This window comes from Nocardia sp. NPDC056100, from assembly GCF_042266325.1.
Classification (GTDB): domain Bacteria; phylum Actinomycetota; class Actinomycetes; order Mycobacteriales; family Mycobacteriaceae; genus Nocardia.
In genome coordinates this window covers 684,975-703,079 of record NZ_JBHJVY010000001.1, presented here as the reverse complement: position 1 = coordinate 703,079, position 18,105 = coordinate 684,975, and the positions used below count along the sequence as shown (strand labels likewise).

Here is an 18,105-nt window from a genome sequence, read left to right as displayed (position 1 = left end):
ATGACGAGTTTCGGTGTGCGGCTGCGGGATGCGATGCGCAAGCACGGACCCGTCTGTGTTGGCATCGACCCGCATCCGCCGCTGCTGCGGGCCTGGGGCCTGACCGAGGACGCCGCCGGCGTGGCGAAGTTCGCCAATGCCTGCGTCGAGGCGTTCGCCGGTCGGGTGGCCCTGGTCAAACCGCAGGTGGCGTTCTTCGAAACCTACGGTTCGGCCGGAATCATCGTGCTGGAGGAGACGATTCGCGCACTGCGTGAGGCGGGCACCCTGGTGCTCGCCGACGCCAAACGCGGCGATATCGGCTCCACCATGGACGCCTACGCGCACGCCTGGCTCGGTGACGGCCCGCTGGCCAGCGATGCCGTCACCGTCTCGCCGTATCTCGGATTCGGTTCGCTCACACCGGCTCTGGACCTGGCCCGCGCGAACGACCGCGGCGTCTTCGTCCTCGCGGCCACCTCCAACCCGGAAGCCGCCGAACTGCAGCGCATCACCGGTCCGGACGGCCGCACCATCGCCCAGCGCATGGTCGACGACGCGGCAGCGCTCAACAAGGGCGCGGACTTCGGTTCGGTCGGTGTGGTCATCGGCGCGACCCTCACCGAGTCCCCGGACCTGTCCGCCCTCAACGGCCCCATCCTCATGCCGGGTGTCGGCGCGCAGGGCGGCGGAGCCGACTCCATCCGCACCCTGGTCCCCGCAAGCGATCTCGGCGCCGTCCTGCCGAACGTCTCCCGCGAGGTCCTCAAATCCGGCCCCTCGGTCGCGGCCCTGCAGGACCGCGTCGCCGAACTGGCCGAGGAGTTCGCTTTCCTACAGCGGTGATCGACTTCTGAACGGCCCGTTGTGAAATCTCGCAGCGGGCCGTTTCGGTACAGTGGTACCCATGTCTGACGCGGTGCCGCCCAACGCTATTCAGCACGCTCTGATTCTCGGTGGAGGCGGGGCGCTGGGCATCTGCTGGATGACCGGGCTGGCCGTCGGGTTACGGGAGGCCGGGATCGATCTGGCGCTGGCCGATCGGGTTGTCGGTACGTCGGCGGGCGCGGTGGTGGGTTCGGTCATCACCGGGCACGGTGATCTGCAACAGCTGGTCTCCATGCCGGTCCCGGATGGCGATGCGCCGCAGATCGATCCGGCGGGTTTCGGTGAGATCATGGGCATTCTCGCCACGCCGGGCATCAGCGGGAATGAGGCGCGGCGGCGGGCCGGGGCTCGTGCGCTGGAGATGGGGGTCGGCGATCCCGATGCGCATATCGCCCGGATAGCCGGTGTCGCAGGGGTTTCCGAGTGGTCGGAGGCGGATTTCATTGTGACCGCCGTCGATATCACCACCGGTGAACTGCAAGCCTGGACCCGTGACGGTGTGGCCACGCTGCCGCAGGCGCTGGCGTCGAGTACCTCGGTTCCCGGTGTGTTCCCGCCGATTCCGATCGAGGGCCGCTATTACATCGACGGTGGGATGCGGTCGCCCATCAATGCCGATCTGGCGGCGGGGGCGGATTTCCTGCTGATCATCGAACCGCTGGCGCATATGTTTCCGCACGCGGCGTCGGACAGTGAATTGGGTGGCGCGACAACGCTGTCCATCGTTCCGGATGCGGAGACGATCGCCGTCTTCGGCGTCGACCTGTTCAATCCGGCCGCGCTGAACCCCTCGTACGAGGCGGGTTATCGCCAGGCCGCCGACGCCGCGCCGCGCTTGAAAGCGGTGTGGCCCACGCGCTGACGGCAATCGGTGAACCCGGCGCGGCGTTGCGGCCGCGCTCGTACGCTGTCGGCATGATGTCGACAGCGGAGGTGCTCGCATTGGCCGGTGTGATCCTGCTCGGTTCCATGTCACCGGGACCGGACTGGATGATCGTCATCCGCAATGCCGCCGTCACCGGCCGTCGCGCCGGAATCGCCTGTGCCACAGGCGTAGCCGTGGGTGTGTTCACCTGGTCCATCGTGACCGCCGTGGGCATAGCGGGGCTGCTGGCCGCCTCGGCGATGGCCTATACGGTTGTCAAGCTCGCGGGCGCGATCTACCTGGGCTACCTGGGAATTCGCGCTCTGCTCGCGGCCCGGCGCGGCGAATACGCGCCTGCCACGGCCGATTCGGGCCGGGAGCGAGGGATGGGCCTGGCTTTCCGCCAGGGCCTGCTGACCAACCTGTTCAACCCCAAATGCGCTGTCTTCTTCATCGCGCTGGTCCCGCAGTTCCTTCCGGCCGACCCCACCGTGCTGAGCACCCTGGAGCTGGGCATTGTCTGCACCGTCGCCAATCTGTCCTGGTTCGCGGCCCTGGCGATCGGCGTCGGCGCGCTCCGGCACGCCTTCACCCGCCGCCGGGTCCGGCGCGCCCTGGACGCGGTCATGGGTTCGGTCATGGTCGCGCTGGGCCTGCGCATCGCCGTGCAGTCCAACTGATTAGGTTTGCGCTGTGTCGAACAACAACCTGGGCCTGCTGTCCTACGCCCAAACACGTGTCCTGGTAGACGATTTCACGACGAGCTATCGCTTCTACCGCGATGTCCTGGGCCTACCGCTCAAACATCCCGATGAGAGCGGCGCGGAACCCGCCGACGGTCCCTACGCCTGCTTCGTCGCCGGTGACGCCGATCTGGCGCTGTTCACCCGCGCGTTCATGGAGGCCGCGGTGGGTGCCGAACACCGCCCGCGCGATGGCGTGGACGCGGTCGTGGTCGTGCTCCGCGTCGCCGATGTCGATGCCGCCGCGAAGACGCTGGAAGCGCGCGGTGTCGTACTCGCCGCGGGACCGGTCGACCAGCAGGCGTGGGGTATGCGCGTGGCCCATCTGCGCGCCCCGGAGGGCACCCTGATCGAGCTCTGCCAGTACGACGATTGATCGATCGCTTGTCCTGATCGTCCCCTGGCGCTGCGCTGTGGGCGAAACGCCCGGGAAGTCGCATCCTTCGGGTTTCACCCGTCTGTGACGGCGTCAGGGGTCAGCGCGCCCGATCGGGGTGGCATTAGGGGGCTGGACCTGCGGCGGGATCGTGTGTTCGAACGGTGTTCGAATGGGTCGGGTGATCCGCGACACGCGGTGCAGTTTCGCGCGACACGCCGGGAAATTCGAAGAAGTTCCAGGTCGGATGATTACAGGTGGGTCACGGTCTGAATCGGACATCGGTAACGCTGTTCCGCACATCCGCCGAAAGCCGAAAAACCCCTGGCCACAAGGGGATTCGTACACCTTCGCGATGAGTCGCCGGACCCGGTCGGACCGGCCACCCGGATGGCCGCATTCCGCCCGGTCGTGCTCGGAATCACGCGCTGACCTGGGGGGCGGGTTCGCAATCGGGAGGCGTCGTGGGTACGGTCGCTGAGACCGCCGGGTTAGAACGGCGGGAGTACATGCAATGAACGATGAGACGGAGGAACCGTGGCCCTTCCCCAGCTGACTGACGAGCAGCGCGCCGCTGCTTTGGAGAAGGCGGCTGCCGCTCGCCGTGCTCGGGCGGAGCTCAAGGAGCGCCTGAAGCGTGGCGGTACCGATCTGAAGACGGTCCTTGCTGATGCCGAGAAGGACGAAGTTCTCGGCAAGATGAAGGTGTCGGCACTGCTCGAGGCTCTGCCGAAGGTGGGCAAGGTCAAGGCAGCCGAAATCATGAGCGAGCTCGAAATCGCTCCCACTCGCCGCCTGCGCGGACTGGGTGACCGGCAGCGTAAGGCGCTGCTGGCCCGGTTCGACTTCACGGCAGATTAATCCGAGGGTGGTCGAACACACTCGGAAGGGACGACTGGTAGTACTGGTCGGCCCCTCGGCCGTCGGCAAGTCCACTGTCGTGCGCTGCGTGCGCGAACGACTGCCCGAACTGGTTTTCAGTGTTTCGGCCACCACCCGGGCCCCCCGGCCCGGGGAGGTCGACGGTCGCGACTACCGGTTCGTGTCCCGCGAAGACTTCGACGCCATGATCACGGCGGACGAGCTCCTCGAATGGGCCGATATCCACGGTGGACTACAGCGGTCGGGTACCCCGGCCGCACCTGTGCGTGAAGCGCTCGCGACCGGACACCCGGTCCTGATCGAGGTAGACCTCGAGGGAGCGCGCTCGATCCGCAAGGCGATGCCGGAAGCCACCCTGGTCTTCCTGGCCCCGCCCAGCTGGGAGGAATTGGTCTCCCGGCTCACCTCGCGAGGCACTGAATCGCCCGAGGTCATAGAGCGAAGGCTGCTCACCGCCAAGACCGAATTGGCGGCCTGTGACGAGTTCGACATCGTCATAGTGAACGACGAGGTGACGACTGCCTGTGAGCAGTTGGTATCCTTGTTCGTTAGCACAATTTCGAGGTAGTTCTCGAAAGAACAACCGGCTCATCTTCGAAGTGAGCCGGTTTCACCCTTTCAAACCAACCCGCAGGAGCCTTCCTAGTGAGTACGGACATGAAGACCGTCCCCGCCTACGACACTCCGGTCGGCCTCACCAACCCGCCGATCGACGAACTGCTGGAACGGACCTCGTCCAAGTACGCGCTGGTCATCTACGCAGCCAAGCGGGCCCGGCAGATCAACGACTACTACAACCAGCTCGGCGACGGCATTCTCGAATACGTCGGCCCGCTGGTCGAGCCGGGTCTGCAGGAGAAGCCGCTGTCGGTGGCCATGCGTGAGATCCACGCCGATCTGCTGGAGCACTCCGAGGGCGAATAAGCCCCCGAGAGAGTAAGAGCCAGGCAACTCTCTACGGCGCTGGAGGCGTAGTGACGACAGAATCCACCCGGGGCATGCGGTGACCCGGGTCATCGTCGGTGTCGGCGGCGGTATCGCCGCATACAAGAGTTGCGCCCTCGTGCGCCGGTTCACCGAAACCGGCCACGAGGTGCGCGTCATCCCCACCGAGGCGGCGTTGAATTTCGTCGGCAAGGCCACCTTCGAGGCGCTGTCCGGCCATCCCGTGCACACCGGAGTCTTCTCCGATGTGCCCGAGGTGCCGCATGTGCGACTCGGTCAGGAAGCCGAATTGGTGGTCATCGCCCCCGCGACGGCGGATCTCATGGCGCGTGCCGCTTCCGGCCGCGCGGACGATCTGCTCACCGCCACACTTCTCACCGCCCGATGTCCCATCCTGTTCGCGCCCGCGATGCACACCGAAATGTGGGAGCATCCCGCGACGATCGCGAACGTGGCCGCCTTGCGCGCGCACGGCGCCACCGTGATGGAGCCCGCGCACGGGCGGCTCACCGGATCCGATTCCGGCGCAGGGCGTTTGCCCGAACCGGAGGAGATCTACGCGCTCGCGGCACTGCTGCTCGAGCGCAAGGACGCGATCCCGCGTGATCTCGAGGGCCGTCGCGTCGTCGTATCCGCCGGCGGCACTCGTGAACCCCTGGACCCGGTGCGGTTCCTCGGCAATCGCAGCTCCGGTAAGCAGGGGTATGCGATCGCCCGGGTGGCCGCGCAGCGCGGTGCCCAGGTGACGCTCATCGCGGGCAACACCATCGGTATGCCCCCGCCCGCCGCGGTCGAAGTCGTGCACATCAATACCGCCGAGCAGTTGAAGGTGGCGGTCGACAAGCATTCCATCGGTGCGGACGCGGTCATCATGGCCGCCGCCGTCGCCGACTTCCGGCCGGTGAACGTGGCCGCCGCGAAGATCAAAAAGGGTGCGGACGAACCGAATTCGATCGAACTGACCAAGACCCCGGACATTCTCGCGGGTCTGGTGCAGTCGCGCCGGGACGGTCAGCTACCGGGCACCGCGATCGTGGGCTTCGCCGCCGAAACCGGTGATGAACACGCCGATGTGCTCACCCACGCGCGCGCCAAACTCGCCCGTAAGGGCTGTGATCTTTTGGTGGTCAACGCAGTTGGTGAAGGCAAAGCCTTCGAAGTAGACCATAATGATGGTTGGCTGCTCGGTGCCGATGGCACCGAGATCGCCTTGGACCACGGATCCAAGGCACTGCTGGCCAGTCGAGTGCTGGATGCGCTCGGCCCCTTGCTCCGCTGAAGCCTCGGCACCGCAGGGTTCGGACGGCTGCCACATGACGGCAGCTGTCTGAGTCACGATATGTTCGTCACCGGAGCGTCCTCGCGCCTTGTGACGAATTTATTGGCATAACCTGAGACAAAGGGTTGTGCGGTGGTGGAGAAGCGCTACCGTGGCAGCCCGATACGAGAAACCCGTTGAGGGAGAGGGAACAACTGTGCGCACGACTGGCAGCCGCCTATTCACCAGTGAGTCCGTGACCGAAGGTCATCCGGACAAGATCTGTGATGCCATCAGCGATTCCATCCTCGACGCGTTGCTCGCGGCCGATCCGCGCAGCCGTGTCGCGGTGGAAACCCTGGTGACCACCGGCCAGGTGCACGTGGCCGGTGAGGTCACCACTTCGGCCTACGTCGATATCCCGACGATCGTCCGCGAAAAGGTGCTGGAGATCGGATACGACTCCTCCGCAAAGGGTTTCGACGGCGCGTCCTGCGGTGTGAACATCGCCATCGGCGCGCAGTCGCCCGATATCGCGCAGGGCGTGGACACCTCGCACGAGGCCCGCGTCGGCGGCGAGGACGATGACATCGCGCGCCAGGGCGCGGGCGATCAGGGTCTGATGTTCGGTTACGCCACCATCGAGACCCCCGAGCTCATGCCGCTGCCGATCTCGCTGGCGCACAAGCTTTCCCGTCGCCTGACCGAGGTCCGCAAGTCCGGTGTGCTGCCGTACCTGCGTCCCGATGGCAAGACCCAGGTCACCATCGAATACGAGGGCGATATCCCCAAGCGCCTGGACACGGTCGTCATCTCGACCCAGCACGCGGCCGATATCGACCTGGACAACCTGCTCACCCCGGACATCCGCGAGAAGGTCGTCGACTCGGTGCTCGCCGAGCTGTCGCTGCCGAATCCGTTGGACACCTACAACATTCGGCTGCTGGTGAACCCGACGGGCAAGTTCGTGCTCGGCGGTCCGATGGGTGATGCCGGCCTGACCGGTCGCAAGATCATCGTCGACACCTACGGCGGCATGGCTCGCCACGGTGGCGGTGCGTTCTCCGGTAAGGATCCGTCGAAGGTGGACCGTTCGGCCGCCTACGCCATGCGCTGGGTCGCCAAGAATGTCGTCGCCGCCGGTCTGTCCGAGCGCGTCGAGGTTCAGGTCGCCTACGCCATCGGCAAGGCCGCCCCCGTCGGCCTGTTCGTGGAGACCTTCGGCACCGAACTGGTCGATCCGGCCAAGATCTCGGCCGCCATCGGCGAGGTCTTCGACCTGCGTCCCGGCGCGATCATCCGCGATCTGGACCTGCTGCGCCCCATCTACGCGCCCACCGCCGCGTACGGCCACTTCGGCCGCACCGATGTGGATCTGCCCTGGGAGCGCACCGACCGCGCGGAGAAGTTGCGCGCCGCCGCCGGTCTGTAATTGGCCGACACGGGACAGGCATCGACGGGAGCGCCGAGCACGGAGACCATCTCCGAGCCCGGCGCTCCCGCCGTCGTAGCCGCCCCCCGCCCCATCGCCCGGGTCCTGCCCCTGCTCGAACCCGCGCACCTGGACCGGGATTTCGACTACCTCGTTCCCCCTGAGTTCGACGCCGACGCCCAACCCGGCGTCCGAGTCCGAGTCCGCTTCTCCGGCCGCCTCATCGACGGCTACATTCTCGAACGCCTCGAAAAGACCTCCCACACAGGCAAACTCGTCCGCCTCGACCGAGTGGTCTCCCCAGAGAAGGTCCTCACCCCGGAGATCCTGCGCCTCGTCACCGCCGTGGCCGCCCGCTACGCGGGCACCCGAGCCGATGTCCTGCGCCTGGCCATCCCACCCCGCCACGCCAAAGTCGAATCCGAGGGCGCGACCCCCAAACCCGCAGCTCCGAAGAAGCGCCGCGGTAAGGCCGCCGCGAAAGCCGTTGCCGCCGAACCCGCCCCGATCGACCTCGACGACCCGGCCGACCCGATCCCGGACAGCGCGCCCGATCAACACGACGCTCTCCCGGAAACCGCTCCGGCAGCAGTCGAATCATCACTGGACACGGGAATCACCGAGCAGCCCACGACTGCTGTTGCGCTGGAGGTACATTCACCGGCCGCGTCCGGGTCGGACGTGGTGGAGGGCGACGCGGAATCGGACCCCGGTCTTGCTGAAGCTGTGGCGGGGCAGGAAGTTTCGGAGTTGTACCCCGAATGGGGTCGGTATGCGCATGGGCATTCGTTCCTCGGTGCGGTGGCTGCTGGGCGGGGGCCGCGGGCGGCTTGGCAGGCGCTGCCGGGGGAGGATTGGGCGCGGCGGTTGGCGGAGTTGGCGGCTACGACCGTGGGGAGTGGGCGCAGTGCGATTCTGATGGTGCCGGATCAGCGGGATCTGGATCGCGTGCTGACGGAATGTGTTGCGCTGGTGGGGGAGTCGGCGGTTGGGTTGGCGGCCGGGTTGGGGCCTTCGGCGCGGTATCGGCGATGGCTGGCCGCTTTGCGCGGGACGGCTCGGGTGGTCGTCGGCACTCGCAGTTCGGTGTTCGCGCCGGTGAAAGACCTCGGGCTCATCGCTATTTGGGATGACGGGGATGACACCTACGCGGAGCCTCGCTCGCCCTATCCGCATGCGCGGGAAGTGGCGATGTTGCGCGCGCATGAGACCGGGGCGGCATTCGTCGCGGCCGGGTTCGCGCGCACCGCCGAGGTGCAGGCCATCGTCGAATCCGGTTGGGCCCATGACCTACTCGCCGAACGCAGTCTGCTCCGCCAGGTGATGCCCCGCCTCATCGCGCCCGGCGACACCGATGCCGCACTAGAGCGGGATCCGATGGCGCGCGCGATCCGCATCCCGGCCGCTGCCTTCATGGCCGCCCGCCGCGCCCTGGCCGCAGGCGAACCCGTCCTGGTCCAGGTCCCCCGCCGCGGCTACATCCCCGCCCTGTCCTGCTCGAAATGCCGCACCCCGGCCCGCTGCCGCCACTGCAACGGCCCATTGGCTCTGCCGGACAACAACATCCGCGCTTCGACGGCGGCTAAAGCCACGACGGCGCGCGGTACCGCCGCCGCATCGGATGCGGGCCGAGGTGCCGGTCGCGGGACGACCTCTGATCAGCGCGGCGCGAGTCCGGCCGGTCGGGGCCGCGCCGCCTCGCAGGGAGCGTCGGGCGCGCAGGGCCGGGGACCCCAGCAGAGCGGCGAGTACGAGCAGCAGGGGCTGAATTTCGAGAACGATTGGGGTGCGCCCGGTCCCGGCGCGCAAGGACGCGACGGCCGAGCGCGCACGCACGGTTCCGGTGGGCGCGGAAATACCACCGCGTGGGCGCAGACGGATGATCGCGGGGCCTCCGGCGCGTGGAGCGACCCGGGTGACCGCGGGGTTTCCGGCGGCCGGGCCGCCGCGGGCGGCTGGGGCAACCCGGGTGACCGCGGATCTTCCGGTGGCCGGACCGACGCGGGTGACCGTGCGGCCGCGGGCGGCTGGGGGAATCCCGGACGCGATGGTGGCGGGCGCGGTCACGGCACGGGAGCGCAGGCCCGGGGTGCGCGGGATCGGGTTGATCTGGGCGTGGCGGTGGGGGTTGGAACACCGCGTGGCGGTTCGGAAGTGGCGCACAGTCCGGCGTGCCGGTGGTGTGGGATCACCGAGGCGGCATTCCGGTGCGGGGCTTGCGGTTCGAGGGCATTGCGGGCGGTTGTCATCGGTGCCGCGCGAACCGCTGAAGAACTGGGACGGGCCTTTCCGGGTGTGCCGGTGCGGGGGTCGGGTGGGTCGACCGTATTGAGTTCGGTGCCGGAGGGGCCACAGGTGGTGGTGTCCACTATTGGGGCGGAACCGTCTGTGCCGGGCGGGTATTCGGTGGCGATGCTGCTGGACGGGTGGGCGCTGCTCGGGCGTGAGGATTTGCGGGCGGCGGAGGATGCGATGCGACGGTGGATGTCGGCCGCGGCGTTGGTGCGTTCCGGTGGGCAGGTGATCGTCATGGCGGATCCGGCGTTGGCGACCGTGCAGGCGTTCTTGCGCTGGGATCCGGTGGGGCACGCCCAGTTCGAACTGGGGGAGCGGATCGATGTGCGGTTCCCGCCCGCCGTTCGGCTGGCCGCCATCGACGGTACCGCCGATTCGATCGCCGAATTGCTCGCCGAGGCAAAGCTTCCCGACGTGGTCGAGGTGCTCGGCCCGGTGCCGCTACCGCCCGGTGCGCGAAAGCCGTTCTCCTCCGGCGATTCTCCCGCTGAAGTGGAGCGGATGATTCTGCGCGTGGACCGCTCGGCCGGATCCTCGCTGTCCAAAGCATTGAGCATCGCCCAGGCCGTGCGCAGCACCCACAAGTCCGACGACCCGTTGCGCGTGCAGATCGATCCGGTCGATATCGGCTGAGAGCCCGTGCCGGACAGTGGAATACGGCCGCTGCCGCATTCGGCGCTACTCGCCGGTGACCTCGTGACGTGGAAGCGCGGCCAGCGCGGTCAGCGCGTTGAGGAAGCCACGGCGGTCGGCGGCCGGGATGCGGTCGAGCAGACGGTCTTCGCGAGCCTGGATATCGGCTTGGGCCGCATCGCGTAGTCGGCGTCCGGCCGGGGTGAGGGCGAGTAGGCGGGCGCGGCGGTCGGCCGGGTCGGGGGTGCGTTCGATGAGGCCGCGGGCTTGCAGGTCGTCGAGTACGGCGATGATGCGGGTCTTGTCCGCGCCGATCTCCTGGGCGAGCACCCCCTGTCCGCGTGCGGGTCCTTCGCCGAGGGCGAGCAGTACGACGTACGCCCACATGCTCACCCCGTGTGCCGCCAGGATCGGCTGCTCGGCCGCCATCAGCGCGCGGCCGAGGGGAACGATCATCGCTGCCAGATCCGGGCGGGTTGTCCTCATGCGGACAAGATTATGCGGCGGTGCGGTGCGGCCGTTCGATCGTGTCCGCGGCGCGGGTCAGAATCTGTTCCGCGTCGAACCGTTCGGCCGGCCACGAATCGGTTCCGATACCGACCCTGCCTCGCCACGCCTTGACGATCGCGGTGTGCACCGGCCAGCGCACGAATCGCCGCATATCGCGTTCGGATTCCCACACCGTGATGGATCCGCCACGCCGTTCGGCGGGCCTGCCCCACAGCCACAGCCCGACCGCGCCCTGCATGACCGGCCAGGTCCGGCCCAGTTCCAGCCCGATCTCGTAGATGGTTCGAACCTCCTCGTCCGACCCCGCCAGGAAGTCGGTCACGCTGACGAAAACGTCACCGGAGAGGTCTTGGCGGGGTCCGGGATTCCACGGCATCAGCACGGTGCCGTCGGAGAAGAGGTCAGATTTAGTATGCATGTGTAGACGATAAGCGCGTGCATACTAAATCGGCAAGGGGTTGTGTCGGCTTCAGCGGTACGCGGGCGCGACGCGCCGAGCCCATTCGGCATAGCTGGTCGCCGGGCGGCCCAGGACGCGCTGCACGTCGGAGCTGACCTCCTGCTCGGCCGCGGTCGGCTCACCGAGAATCGAAAGCGTGTGATCCGCAACGGATTCCGGCATGAAGCGCAGCATGTTGACCTTGGCCTCGTCGCGCGTCAACTCGACGAACCGCAACGGCTCCCCGAGCGCGGCCGCCAGCGCCTCCGCCTGTTCCCGCGGCGTGATCACCGCGGGCCCCGTCACCGTGTACGCCTGCCCGTGATGCCCGTCCTCGCGCAGCGCGGCCGCTGCCACCGCCGCGATATCGCCCGGATCGACCACCGGCAGCCCCACATCCCCGAACGGTGCGGGCACCATGCGCTGGGTCCGCACGGGTTCGATCCACGCGAAGGTATTGCTGGCGAACGCACCCGGCCGCACCGAGGTCCACTCCAGATCCGATGCCGCCAAAGCCTTTTCGAATGCGATGGTGCGGGCATAGCCCGCGCTCTCGGCCCGTGTCACCGCACCCTGTGAGGACAGGAACACCACCCGCCGAACACCCTGCGCGGCAAGGGTTTCGAGAATCTCCTCCGGTTCGGGCCCGGACGCCAGCTGCTCACCGGTGATGAGCAGGAACAGTGCGTCCGCTCCGGCCGCGACCTCGGCCAGACTGGCGAGATCGCCCACATCGCCGGTGCGGTGCTCGACGCCTTCGGGCAGTTCCACCGGCTTGGTGCCGCGCGATACCGCGACTACCTTCTCGCCCGCATCGGCGAGGATCCGCACCACTGTGCTGCCGACATTGCCCGTTGCCCCGGTTACCACGATCATCTTTGCTCCTGAGTTAGTTGACTGACTAATAAGACCGTAGGGCATTCGACCGGCGATTGTCTATAGTGAGTTGTATGACTAACTCAGTGGGTCGCGGCGCGGGTAAACGCGAGCGGCTGGCCGATGCGGCCGCCAAGGTCTTCCACGAACAGGGCGTGGAGAAGACCACCATCGCCGATATCGCGCGCGCCGCCGAGGTGCCGGTGGGAAACGTCTACTACTACTTCAAGACCAAGGATCAGCTGGTCCAGGCGGCGATCGGCGCGCACGACCGCACCGCGAAGGAGATCATCGCCGCGCTGGAACAGTTCGACAGCCCGGCCGAGCGACTCAAGGCGCTGGTGCGCGGCTGGGTAGACCAGCGCGATACCGCCGTCCAATTCGGTTGCCCTTCCGGCAGTCTCGCCACCGAACTGGATAAGCGCGCCGACGGCCTGGATCGGGAACTCGCCGATGTCATGCGCGCCCTGCTGGACTGGATCGAATCCCAGTTCGCGGCAATGGGTCGCGAGGACGCCCGTGAACTCGCGGTCGCGCTCTTCGCGTCCTATCAGGGAATCTCACTGCTCACCAACACATTCCGTGATCCGGACATGATGGCGGGGGAGGGGCATCGCCTGGAGCGCTGGATCGATTCCCTGGCTTGAGCGCCGCAATCCTCCGAGCCCTGGAATTGGGTTGTGGGAGAGTCGGCTCAGCTCAGCGCGGGTTGCGCCGGGCGCACACTCCAGCGGCCGTCCGAGCGAACGATCCGCACGGGGTGATCGAAGGCGTCGCTGATGTGCTCGGTCGTGACCACCTCATCAACGTGTCCGCTCACCAGCGCGCGACCATCGCGCAGCAGCATGGCATGCGTGGTCCCCGGCGGGAGCTCTTCGAGATGGTGAGTGACCAGCACCGACGCGAGCTCGGGGTGCGCATGCTGAAGCACGTCGATCCGCTCCAGAAGTTGTTCGCGCCCAGCGAGATCGAGCCCGGTGGCGGGCTCGTCCAACAGCAGCAGTCGCGGTCTCGGCATGAGCGCGCGTGCGATGAGCGCTCGCCCGCGCTGCCCCTGCGACAGAATCGGCCAGGGCGCGTCATGTCGATGTGCGAGGCCGAGCATCTCGATCAGCCGATCGGCTTCGGCGAGCTGTTCGGCGCTGGGCTGCCAGCGCGGCACCAACTCCGCGGTGTTGGTGATGCCGGTGAGCACGACCTCGTGCACGGTCAGCGGACTGCGCGGCGCATGCCGCGGATCGACATGCCCGATGGCCGTGCGCAATTCGCGCATATCCACCCGCCCGAGTCGTTTGCCGAGCACTTCGACGGTCCCGCGCGTGGGATGCTCGAACGCGCCCAGCATGCGCAGCAAGGTGGTCTTACCCGCCCCGTTCGGCCCCAGCAGCGCCCAGTGCTCGCCCGCGCGCACGGTCAGTGAAACCGCTTGCAGGATAGCGTTTCCATCCCGCACGACATCGACCGCGTCGACCTGGAGCACCGGGGAGTCCGTCATCCCTCCACCGTAGCAAACTCCTCAGACAAGTTGAGGAGTGCGAGCAACGCCACAGTGCGCCGGAAACCCGCTGTGTAGGGTGGCGATATGGCGATCGAGGCGGTTCTCTTCGACTTCTCCGGCACCGTATTCCGATTCGAGGAATCGGAATACCAGAACGCCGATCTGACCGACGGCGACGGTCGTCCCCTCGATACCCACGAGGTCGCCGCGATCATGCGCGCGATGACCGCCCCGGTCGGCCAATTCGTCGAACTCGACGAGGAGGGCCAATATGCCTGGGAGCGAAGGGATCTCGATCCCGCCCTGCATCGCATCGCCTATATGCAGACGCTCATCCGCAAGGGTGTGCCGGAGGTGCCGGCCACGCAGATCTACGAGCGGATGCTCGACGCGGTGATGTGGACCCCCTATCCCGATACCGGTGAGGTCCTGCGCGCACTGCATGAGCGCGGCGTGCCGGTGGCCATCGTCAGCAATATCGCCTGGGATATCCGCCCGGCATTCAGCAGCCGGGGCTGGGACGGCTATATCGACGAGTTCACCCTGTCCTTCGAAGTGGGTGCGGTGAAGCCGGACCCGCGCATCTTCGAATCCGCTCTCACCAGCCTGGGTGTTGCCCCCGAGAAGGCCCTGATGATCGGTGACAGCGCCGAAGCCGACGGCGGCGCAACGGCTCTCGGCTGCGAGTTCGCGCTGGTGGATCCGGTGTCGGTGCTGGATCGCCCGAGCGCCCTGCGCGATATCGTCGCCTCGCGCGGTTTGATCGCCCGTCCCGCCTAAAAGACCAAACCGGCAGGTTCGTGTCCCACGACACACTTGCTGTCGACAGATTGCCGATATATCGTTGATAGCGTCAAGAACAACGACGAAGCCTTTAGGAGGCACACCATGGAACGCATGGAGAACTTTGACAACAGGGGCCGCGGGCCCTGGCGGCGACTGCGTAGCGATGAGCAGCAGGGCCCCGAACACCCGCGGATGCGACGCGGTGGACGCGGCGAATTCGGCCCGCGTGAGAACGGTCCGCATCGCCACGGTCACGGCCGTGGTTTCGGCCCGGAATTCGGTCCCGGCGGTTTCGGCCCGGGCGGTTTCGGTCCCGGTGGCGGCCCGCACTTCGGTCGTGGACGCGGTCGCGGTGGACGTGGTCGTCGCGGTGATGTCCGCGCCGCCATCCTGCTGCTGTTGCAGGAGCGGCCCATGCACGGCTACGAGCTGATCCAGCAGATCCGCGAGAAGAGCCAGGACGTATGGCGTCCGAGCCCGGGTTCCATCTACCCCGCGCTGTCGCAGCTCGAGGACGAGGGTCTGGTCATCATTGAGAAGGTGGCCGGTCGCAAGACCGCCAAGCTCACCGAGGCCGGTACCGCGTACCTGGAGGAGAATCGCGCTGAACTGGGCGATCCCTGGCAGGACGTCAAGGACGGCGTCGGCGATCAGGCGCTCGATCTGCGCGCGCTGATCGGTCAGCTCATGGGTGCGGCCGCACAGGTCGCCGCGGCGGGCACACCGGATCAGGCCGCCAAGGCCGCGGAGGTACTCACCGAGGCGCGCCGGTCGCTCTACCGGATCCTCGCCGAAGACGACACACCCGAAAAGTAGTGGGGTCACAACACCGCAACCAGGTAGGCATTGTGACCCCTCACAAGCGATCATTCCTATATGGGAATTCGGAGGAGCCGGTCGCGAAAGTCGCTGTTGCGCAGCGTCGCACCGGTCGGGGTGATGGTGCTCGGGGTTATTGCGGGTATGACGGCGATGCCGGTCGAATCGGCGGCACAGCCCTCGGGGCAGCCGGTGGCAGGGACGATCTTCTTTCTGCCGCCGGTGGTGCCGACCGAACCCGGCCCGCCGCAGGACGGTCCGCTCGCCGCGGCCAACTATTTGAAGCTGCATCCGAACGCCACGCCGGAGGGGACGAACAACTTCGCGTGCAAGCCGAACGCTGACCATCCGCGTCCGGTCGTTCTGGCACACGGCACAGATTCCTCGGCCTATTCCGACTTCTCGGTCATCGGCCCGCAACTCGTACAGGCCGGATTCTGCGTTTTCGCGGTGAACTACGGCGGTAAGCCGGGCGGTAAGAGCTACGGCACCGAGGATGTGTGGGCCAGTTCGGCGCAGATCGGCGCGTTCGTCGATCAGGTGCTCGCAGCGACCGGGGCCGCCAAGGTCGATATGGTCGGATTCTCCCAGGGCGCCAGCGTAACTCGCTATTTCATCAACAAACTCGACGGCGCGGCGAAGGTCGGCCAGTGGGTCGGCGTGGCCTCACCCAGCTACGGCGGTGTCATGTACGGCCTGGTGCCCGTGGCCCAGCAGGTGCCCGCGCTCTACACCGTCGCCGAACTGTTCAGTTCCGTCGCGGCGGTCCAGCAGGCGGCCGGTTCGGCATTCATCAGTGAGCTGAACGCGGGTGGCGACACCGTCCCCGGCGTGCGCTACACCACAATCGGCAGCCGGGTCGATGAGATGATCCAGCCCTTCGAGAACATCGCCCTGCGCGGTGCCGACGCGACCAATGTGGTGTTGCAGGACCTGTGCGCGGTGAACAAGACCGGACACTTCCACGAGGTCTACGACCCATACGTGCAGCAGTTGGTGCGCAATGCGCTCGATCCGGACCATGCGGTGACACCGGCCTGCGTGCCCGTCGCGCTGGGCACCGGTATCAGTGAAGTGGTGCTGGCGGCACATTCCTGAGGTGGTCGCGGCCCGGTGCGCGGCGTGGCGGTTCGTTCTTATCCGTAAAATGAGACGACCGTATTCGTTCGCACCGGGAGTAGTCCGTGACCATCCAGCCCGTCCGCCTGTTCGGCGATCCGATCCTGCGCGCTCGCGCGGCGGAGGTCGAGACCTTCGATCCGCAGGTGCGTCAGTTGGTGACCGATCTGCTCGACACCATGTACGAGAGCGGTGGGGTCGGCATGGCCGCGCCGCAGATCGGGGTGGGGTTGCGGGTGTTCGTATACGACACCGGGGACGCGCAGGGGCATCTGATCAATCCGGTCTTCGAGGTGATCGGCGATGAGACGCAGATCGGGCCCGAGGGCTGCCTGTCGATTCCCGGTGTGCGCGAGGATGTTTCGCGAGCGAATACGGTGATCGCGCGCGGCGTCGATATGGACGGCGCGGCGGTCGAGTTCCGGGCGGAAGGGCTGCTGGCCCGATGCGTACAGCATGAGACCGATCATCTCGACGGTGTGCTGTTCCTGCAGCGGCTGGATCCGGCCGTTCGTAAGGAGGCGATGCGCACCCTGCGTGAATCGTCTTGGTTCACACAGGGAATCACGGTGCTGGCCGCGTCCGAGATCGGCGGCGGCCGTCGCACCAGGGAACGGAGTCGTTGATGCGCTTGGTCTTCGCTGGCACGCCCGAACCGGCGGTGCCGTCGCTGCGGCGGCTCATCGAATCGGAGCGGCACGAAGTGGTCGGGGTGGTGACCCGGCCGGACGCGGTGGCCGGGCGCGGGCGCAAGGTGACGCGTTCGCCCATCGGACTGCTCGCCGATGAGTACGGGATTCCGGTGTTCACGCCGCGTAAGCCGTCCGAACCCGAATTCATCGAGCAATTGACCGAGCTCGCGCCGGACTGCTGCCCGGTGGTCGCATACGGTGCGCTGCTGCCCGAGCGGGTGCTGGCGATTCCCCGGCACGGGTGGATCAACCTGCATTTCTCACTGCTGCCCGCCTGGCGCGGCGCGGCCCCGGTGCAGGCGGCGATCCTGGCCGGTGACGAGATCACCGGCGCGTCCACCTTCCTGATCGAGAAGGGACTCGACACCGGGCCGGTGTTCGGCACCGTCACCGAAAAGGTCCGGGTCACCGATACTTCGGGCATTCTGCTCGAGCGCCTCGCCGAAAGTGGCGCGCACCTTTTGGAATCCACCCTCGACGGGGTGGAAGCCGGTGCGCTGCACTCGGTTCCGCAATCCGCCGATGGCGTTTCCTACGCCCCCAAGGTGGAAGTCGAAGCGGGCCGCGTGCGCTGGGACGAACCCGCCCTCGCCATCAACCGCCGTATTCGCGCGGTCACCCCCAACCCCGGAGCCTGGACGGAGGTCGACGGTAAGCGCATCAAGCTCGGCCCCGTCGAAATGGTGGAGGAAACCCTCCCCGTACGCGAGATCGAGGTCCGCAAGTCGGGCGTCTTCATCGGCACCGCCACCACAGCCGTCCGCCTCACCGAGGTCCAACCCCAAGGAAAGCGCATGATGCCTGCCCTCGACTGGGCGCGCGGCGCCCGCCTCCAGCCCGGCGCGGTCACCGAATGACCCGCCCCGAGCGGGACGATTCCACCGGCAAACGCAGCCTCCGCCAAAGCGCAAGCCGCGCCGACGGAAACAGCCAGCGCCGCGACAACGGCACTCCCCGCACCGGCGGCACCGACCGCCGAGACAGCGGCACCGCCCGCACCGGCGGCACCGACCGCCGCGATACGGGCACACCTCGTTCCGCCGGCACCGACCGTCGCGATAACAGCGGCG

At 67.3% G+C, this 18,105-nt stretch carries 20 protein-coding genes; 16 read left to right on the top strand and 4 right to left on the bottom strand.

Features of this window, described 5'->3' with window-relative positions; translation table 11 throughout:
* The 10 genes from pyrF to ACFC0O_RS03290 all read left to right on the top strand — a co-directional run bounded on the left by pyrF (position 1) and on the right by ACFC0O_RS03290 (position 10,296).
* Entirely contained in the window at positions 1–825 is an 825-nt protein-coding gene (gene pyrF, locus ACFC0O_RS03335; RefSeq protein ID WP_375953424.1) for an orotidine-5'-phosphate decarboxylase, read from the top strand.
* 61 nt (positions 826–886) lie between these two features.
* Positions 887–1,729: a patatin-like phospholipase family protein gene (locus tag ACFC0O_RS03330; RefSeq protein ID WP_375953422.1), complete on the top strand. Its 843-nt coding sequence runs from the start codon at positions 887–889 to the stop codon at positions 1,727–1,729.
* A gap of 53 nt (positions 1,730–1,782) precedes the next feature.
* Positions 1,783–2,412 (top strand): LysE family translocator, encoded by a 630-nt coding sequence (locus ACFC0O_RS03325; RefSeq protein WP_375953420.1) that lies wholly within the window; start codon positions 1,783–1,785, stop codon positions 2,410–2,412.
* Between the two features lie 13 nt (positions 2,413–2,425).
* Complete coding sequence (locus tag ACFC0O_RS03320; RefSeq protein WP_364632493.1) at positions 2,426–2,851, top strand: VOC family protein; 426 nt, start codon at positions 2,426–2,428, stop codon at positions 2,849–2,851.
* 537 nt (positions 2,852–3,388) lie between these two features.
* Positions 3,389–3,712: an integration host factor, actinobacterial type gene (gene mihF, locus ACFC0O_RS03315; RefSeq protein ID WP_067571887.1), complete on the top strand. Its 324-nt coding sequence runs from the start codon at positions 3,389–3,391 to the stop codon at positions 3,710–3,712.
* A 7-nt stretch (positions 3,713–3,719) separates the two neighbouring features.
* Positions 3,720–4,301, top strand: coding sequence for a guanylate kinase (gene gmk / locus ACFC0O_RS03310; RefSeq protein WP_375953417.1), 582 nt, complete (start codon positions 3,720–3,722; stop codon positions 4,299–4,301).
* 89 nt (positions 4,302–4,390) lie between these two features.
* Positions 4,391–4,657 (top strand): DNA-directed RNA polymerase subunit omega, encoded by a 267-nt coding sequence (gene rpoZ, locus ACFC0O_RS03305; protein WP_375955921.1) that lies wholly within the window; start codon positions 4,391–4,393, stop codon positions 4,655–4,657.
* A 79-nt stretch (positions 4,658–4,736) separates the two neighbouring features.
* Complete coding sequence (gene coaBC / locus ACFC0O_RS03300; RefSeq protein WP_364632498.1) at positions 4,737–5,957, top strand: bifunctional phosphopantothenoylcysteine decarboxylase/phosphopantothenate--cysteine ligase CoaBC; 1,221 nt, start codon at positions 4,737–4,739, stop codon at positions 5,955–5,957.
* 196 nt (positions 5,958–6,153) lie between these two features.
* Entirely contained in the window at positions 6,154–7,368 is a 1,215-nt protein-coding gene (metK, locus tag ACFC0O_RS03295; RefSeq protein ID WP_375953414.1) for a methionine adenosyltransferase, read from the top strand.
* Positions 7,369–10,296 (top strand): primosomal protein N', encoded by a 2,928-nt coding sequence (locus ACFC0O_RS03290; protein WP_375953412.1) that lies wholly within the window; start codon positions 7,369–7,371, stop codon positions 10,294–10,296.
* A 45-nt stretch (positions 10,297–10,341) separates the two neighbouring features.
* Here ACFC0O_RS03290 and ACFC0O_RS03285 read toward each other — a convergent pair whose 3' ends face one another.
* The 3 genes from ACFC0O_RS03285 to ACFC0O_RS03275 are packed head-to-tail and all read right to left on the bottom strand — an operon-like array spanning position 10,342 to position 12,121.
* Positions 10,342–10,782: a MarR family winged helix-turn-helix transcriptional regulator gene (locus ACFC0O_RS03285; protein WP_375953410.1), complete on the bottom strand. Its 441-nt coding sequence runs from the start codon at positions 10,780–10,782 to the stop codon at positions 10,342–10,344.
* Between the two features lie 10 nt (positions 10,783–10,792).
* Positions 10,793–11,224 (bottom strand): hypothetical protein, encoded by a 432-nt coding sequence (locus ACFC0O_RS03280; protein ID WP_375953408.1) that lies wholly within the window; start codon positions 11,222–11,224, stop codon positions 10,793–10,795.
* Between the two features lie 51 nt (positions 11,225–11,275).
* Positions 11,276–12,121, bottom strand: a complete 846-nt coding sequence (locus tag ACFC0O_RS03275) for an SDR family oxidoreductase (protein WP_375953406.1) — start codon at positions 12,119–12,121, stop codon at positions 11,276–11,278.
* Between the two features lie 74 nt (positions 12,122–12,195).
* Here ACFC0O_RS03275 and ACFC0O_RS03270 point away from each other — a divergent pair, with 74 nt between their 5' ends.
* A complete protein-coding gene (locus ACFC0O_RS03270) occupies positions 12,196–12,768 on the top strand; it encodes a TetR/AcrR family transcriptional regulator (RefSeq protein WP_375953404.1) in 573 nt (190 codons plus the stop codon).
* Positions 12,769–12,815: 47 nt separating this feature from the next.
* Here the strand turns inward: ACFC0O_RS03270 and ACFC0O_RS03265 are convergent, their stop codons facing one another.
* Positions 12,816–13,616, bottom strand: coding sequence for an ABC transporter ATP-binding protein (locus ACFC0O_RS03265; protein WP_375953402.1), 801 nt, complete (start codon positions 13,614–13,616; stop codon positions 12,816–12,818).
* A gap of 87 nt (positions 13,617–13,703) precedes the next feature.
* On the opposite strand from ACFC0O_RS03265, the gene ACFC0O_RS03260 reads away from it, so the two are divergent.
* From ACFC0O_RS03260 to fmt, 5 genes are all read left to right on the top strand, one after another.
* On the top strand, positions 13,704–14,399 hold the full coding sequence (locus ACFC0O_RS03260; RefSeq protein WP_375953400.1) for an HAD family hydrolase: 696 nt from the start codon (positions 13,704–13,706) through the stop codon (positions 14,397–14,399).
* Positions 14,400–14,516: 117 nt separating this feature from the next.
* Entirely contained in the window at positions 14,517–15,221 is a 705-nt protein-coding gene (locus ACFC0O_RS03255) for a PadR family transcriptional regulator (protein ID WP_375953398.1), read from the top strand.
* Between the two features lie 60 nt (positions 15,222–15,281).
* On the top strand, positions 15,282–16,322 hold the full coding sequence (locus ACFC0O_RS03250; protein ID WP_375953396.1) for a lipase family alpha/beta hydrolase: 1,041 nt from the start codon (positions 15,282–15,284) through the stop codon (positions 16,320–16,322).
* An 86-nt stretch (positions 16,323–16,408) separates the two neighbouring features.
* A complete protein-coding gene (def, locus tag ACFC0O_RS03245; RefSeq protein WP_375953394.1) occupies positions 16,409–16,969 on the top strand; it encodes a peptide deformylase in 561 nt (186 codons plus the stop codon).
* The gene (gene fmt / locus ACFC0O_RS03240) at positions 16,969–17,892 is read left to right on the top strand and encodes a methionyl-tRNA formyltransferase (protein ID WP_375953392.1); all 924 of its coding nucleotides are present in this window, start codon (positions 16,969–16,971) and stop codon (positions 17,890–17,892) included. Before def ends, fmt begins: the two co-directional genes overlap by 1 nt.
* Positions 17,893–18,105: the final 213 nt, after the last annotated feature.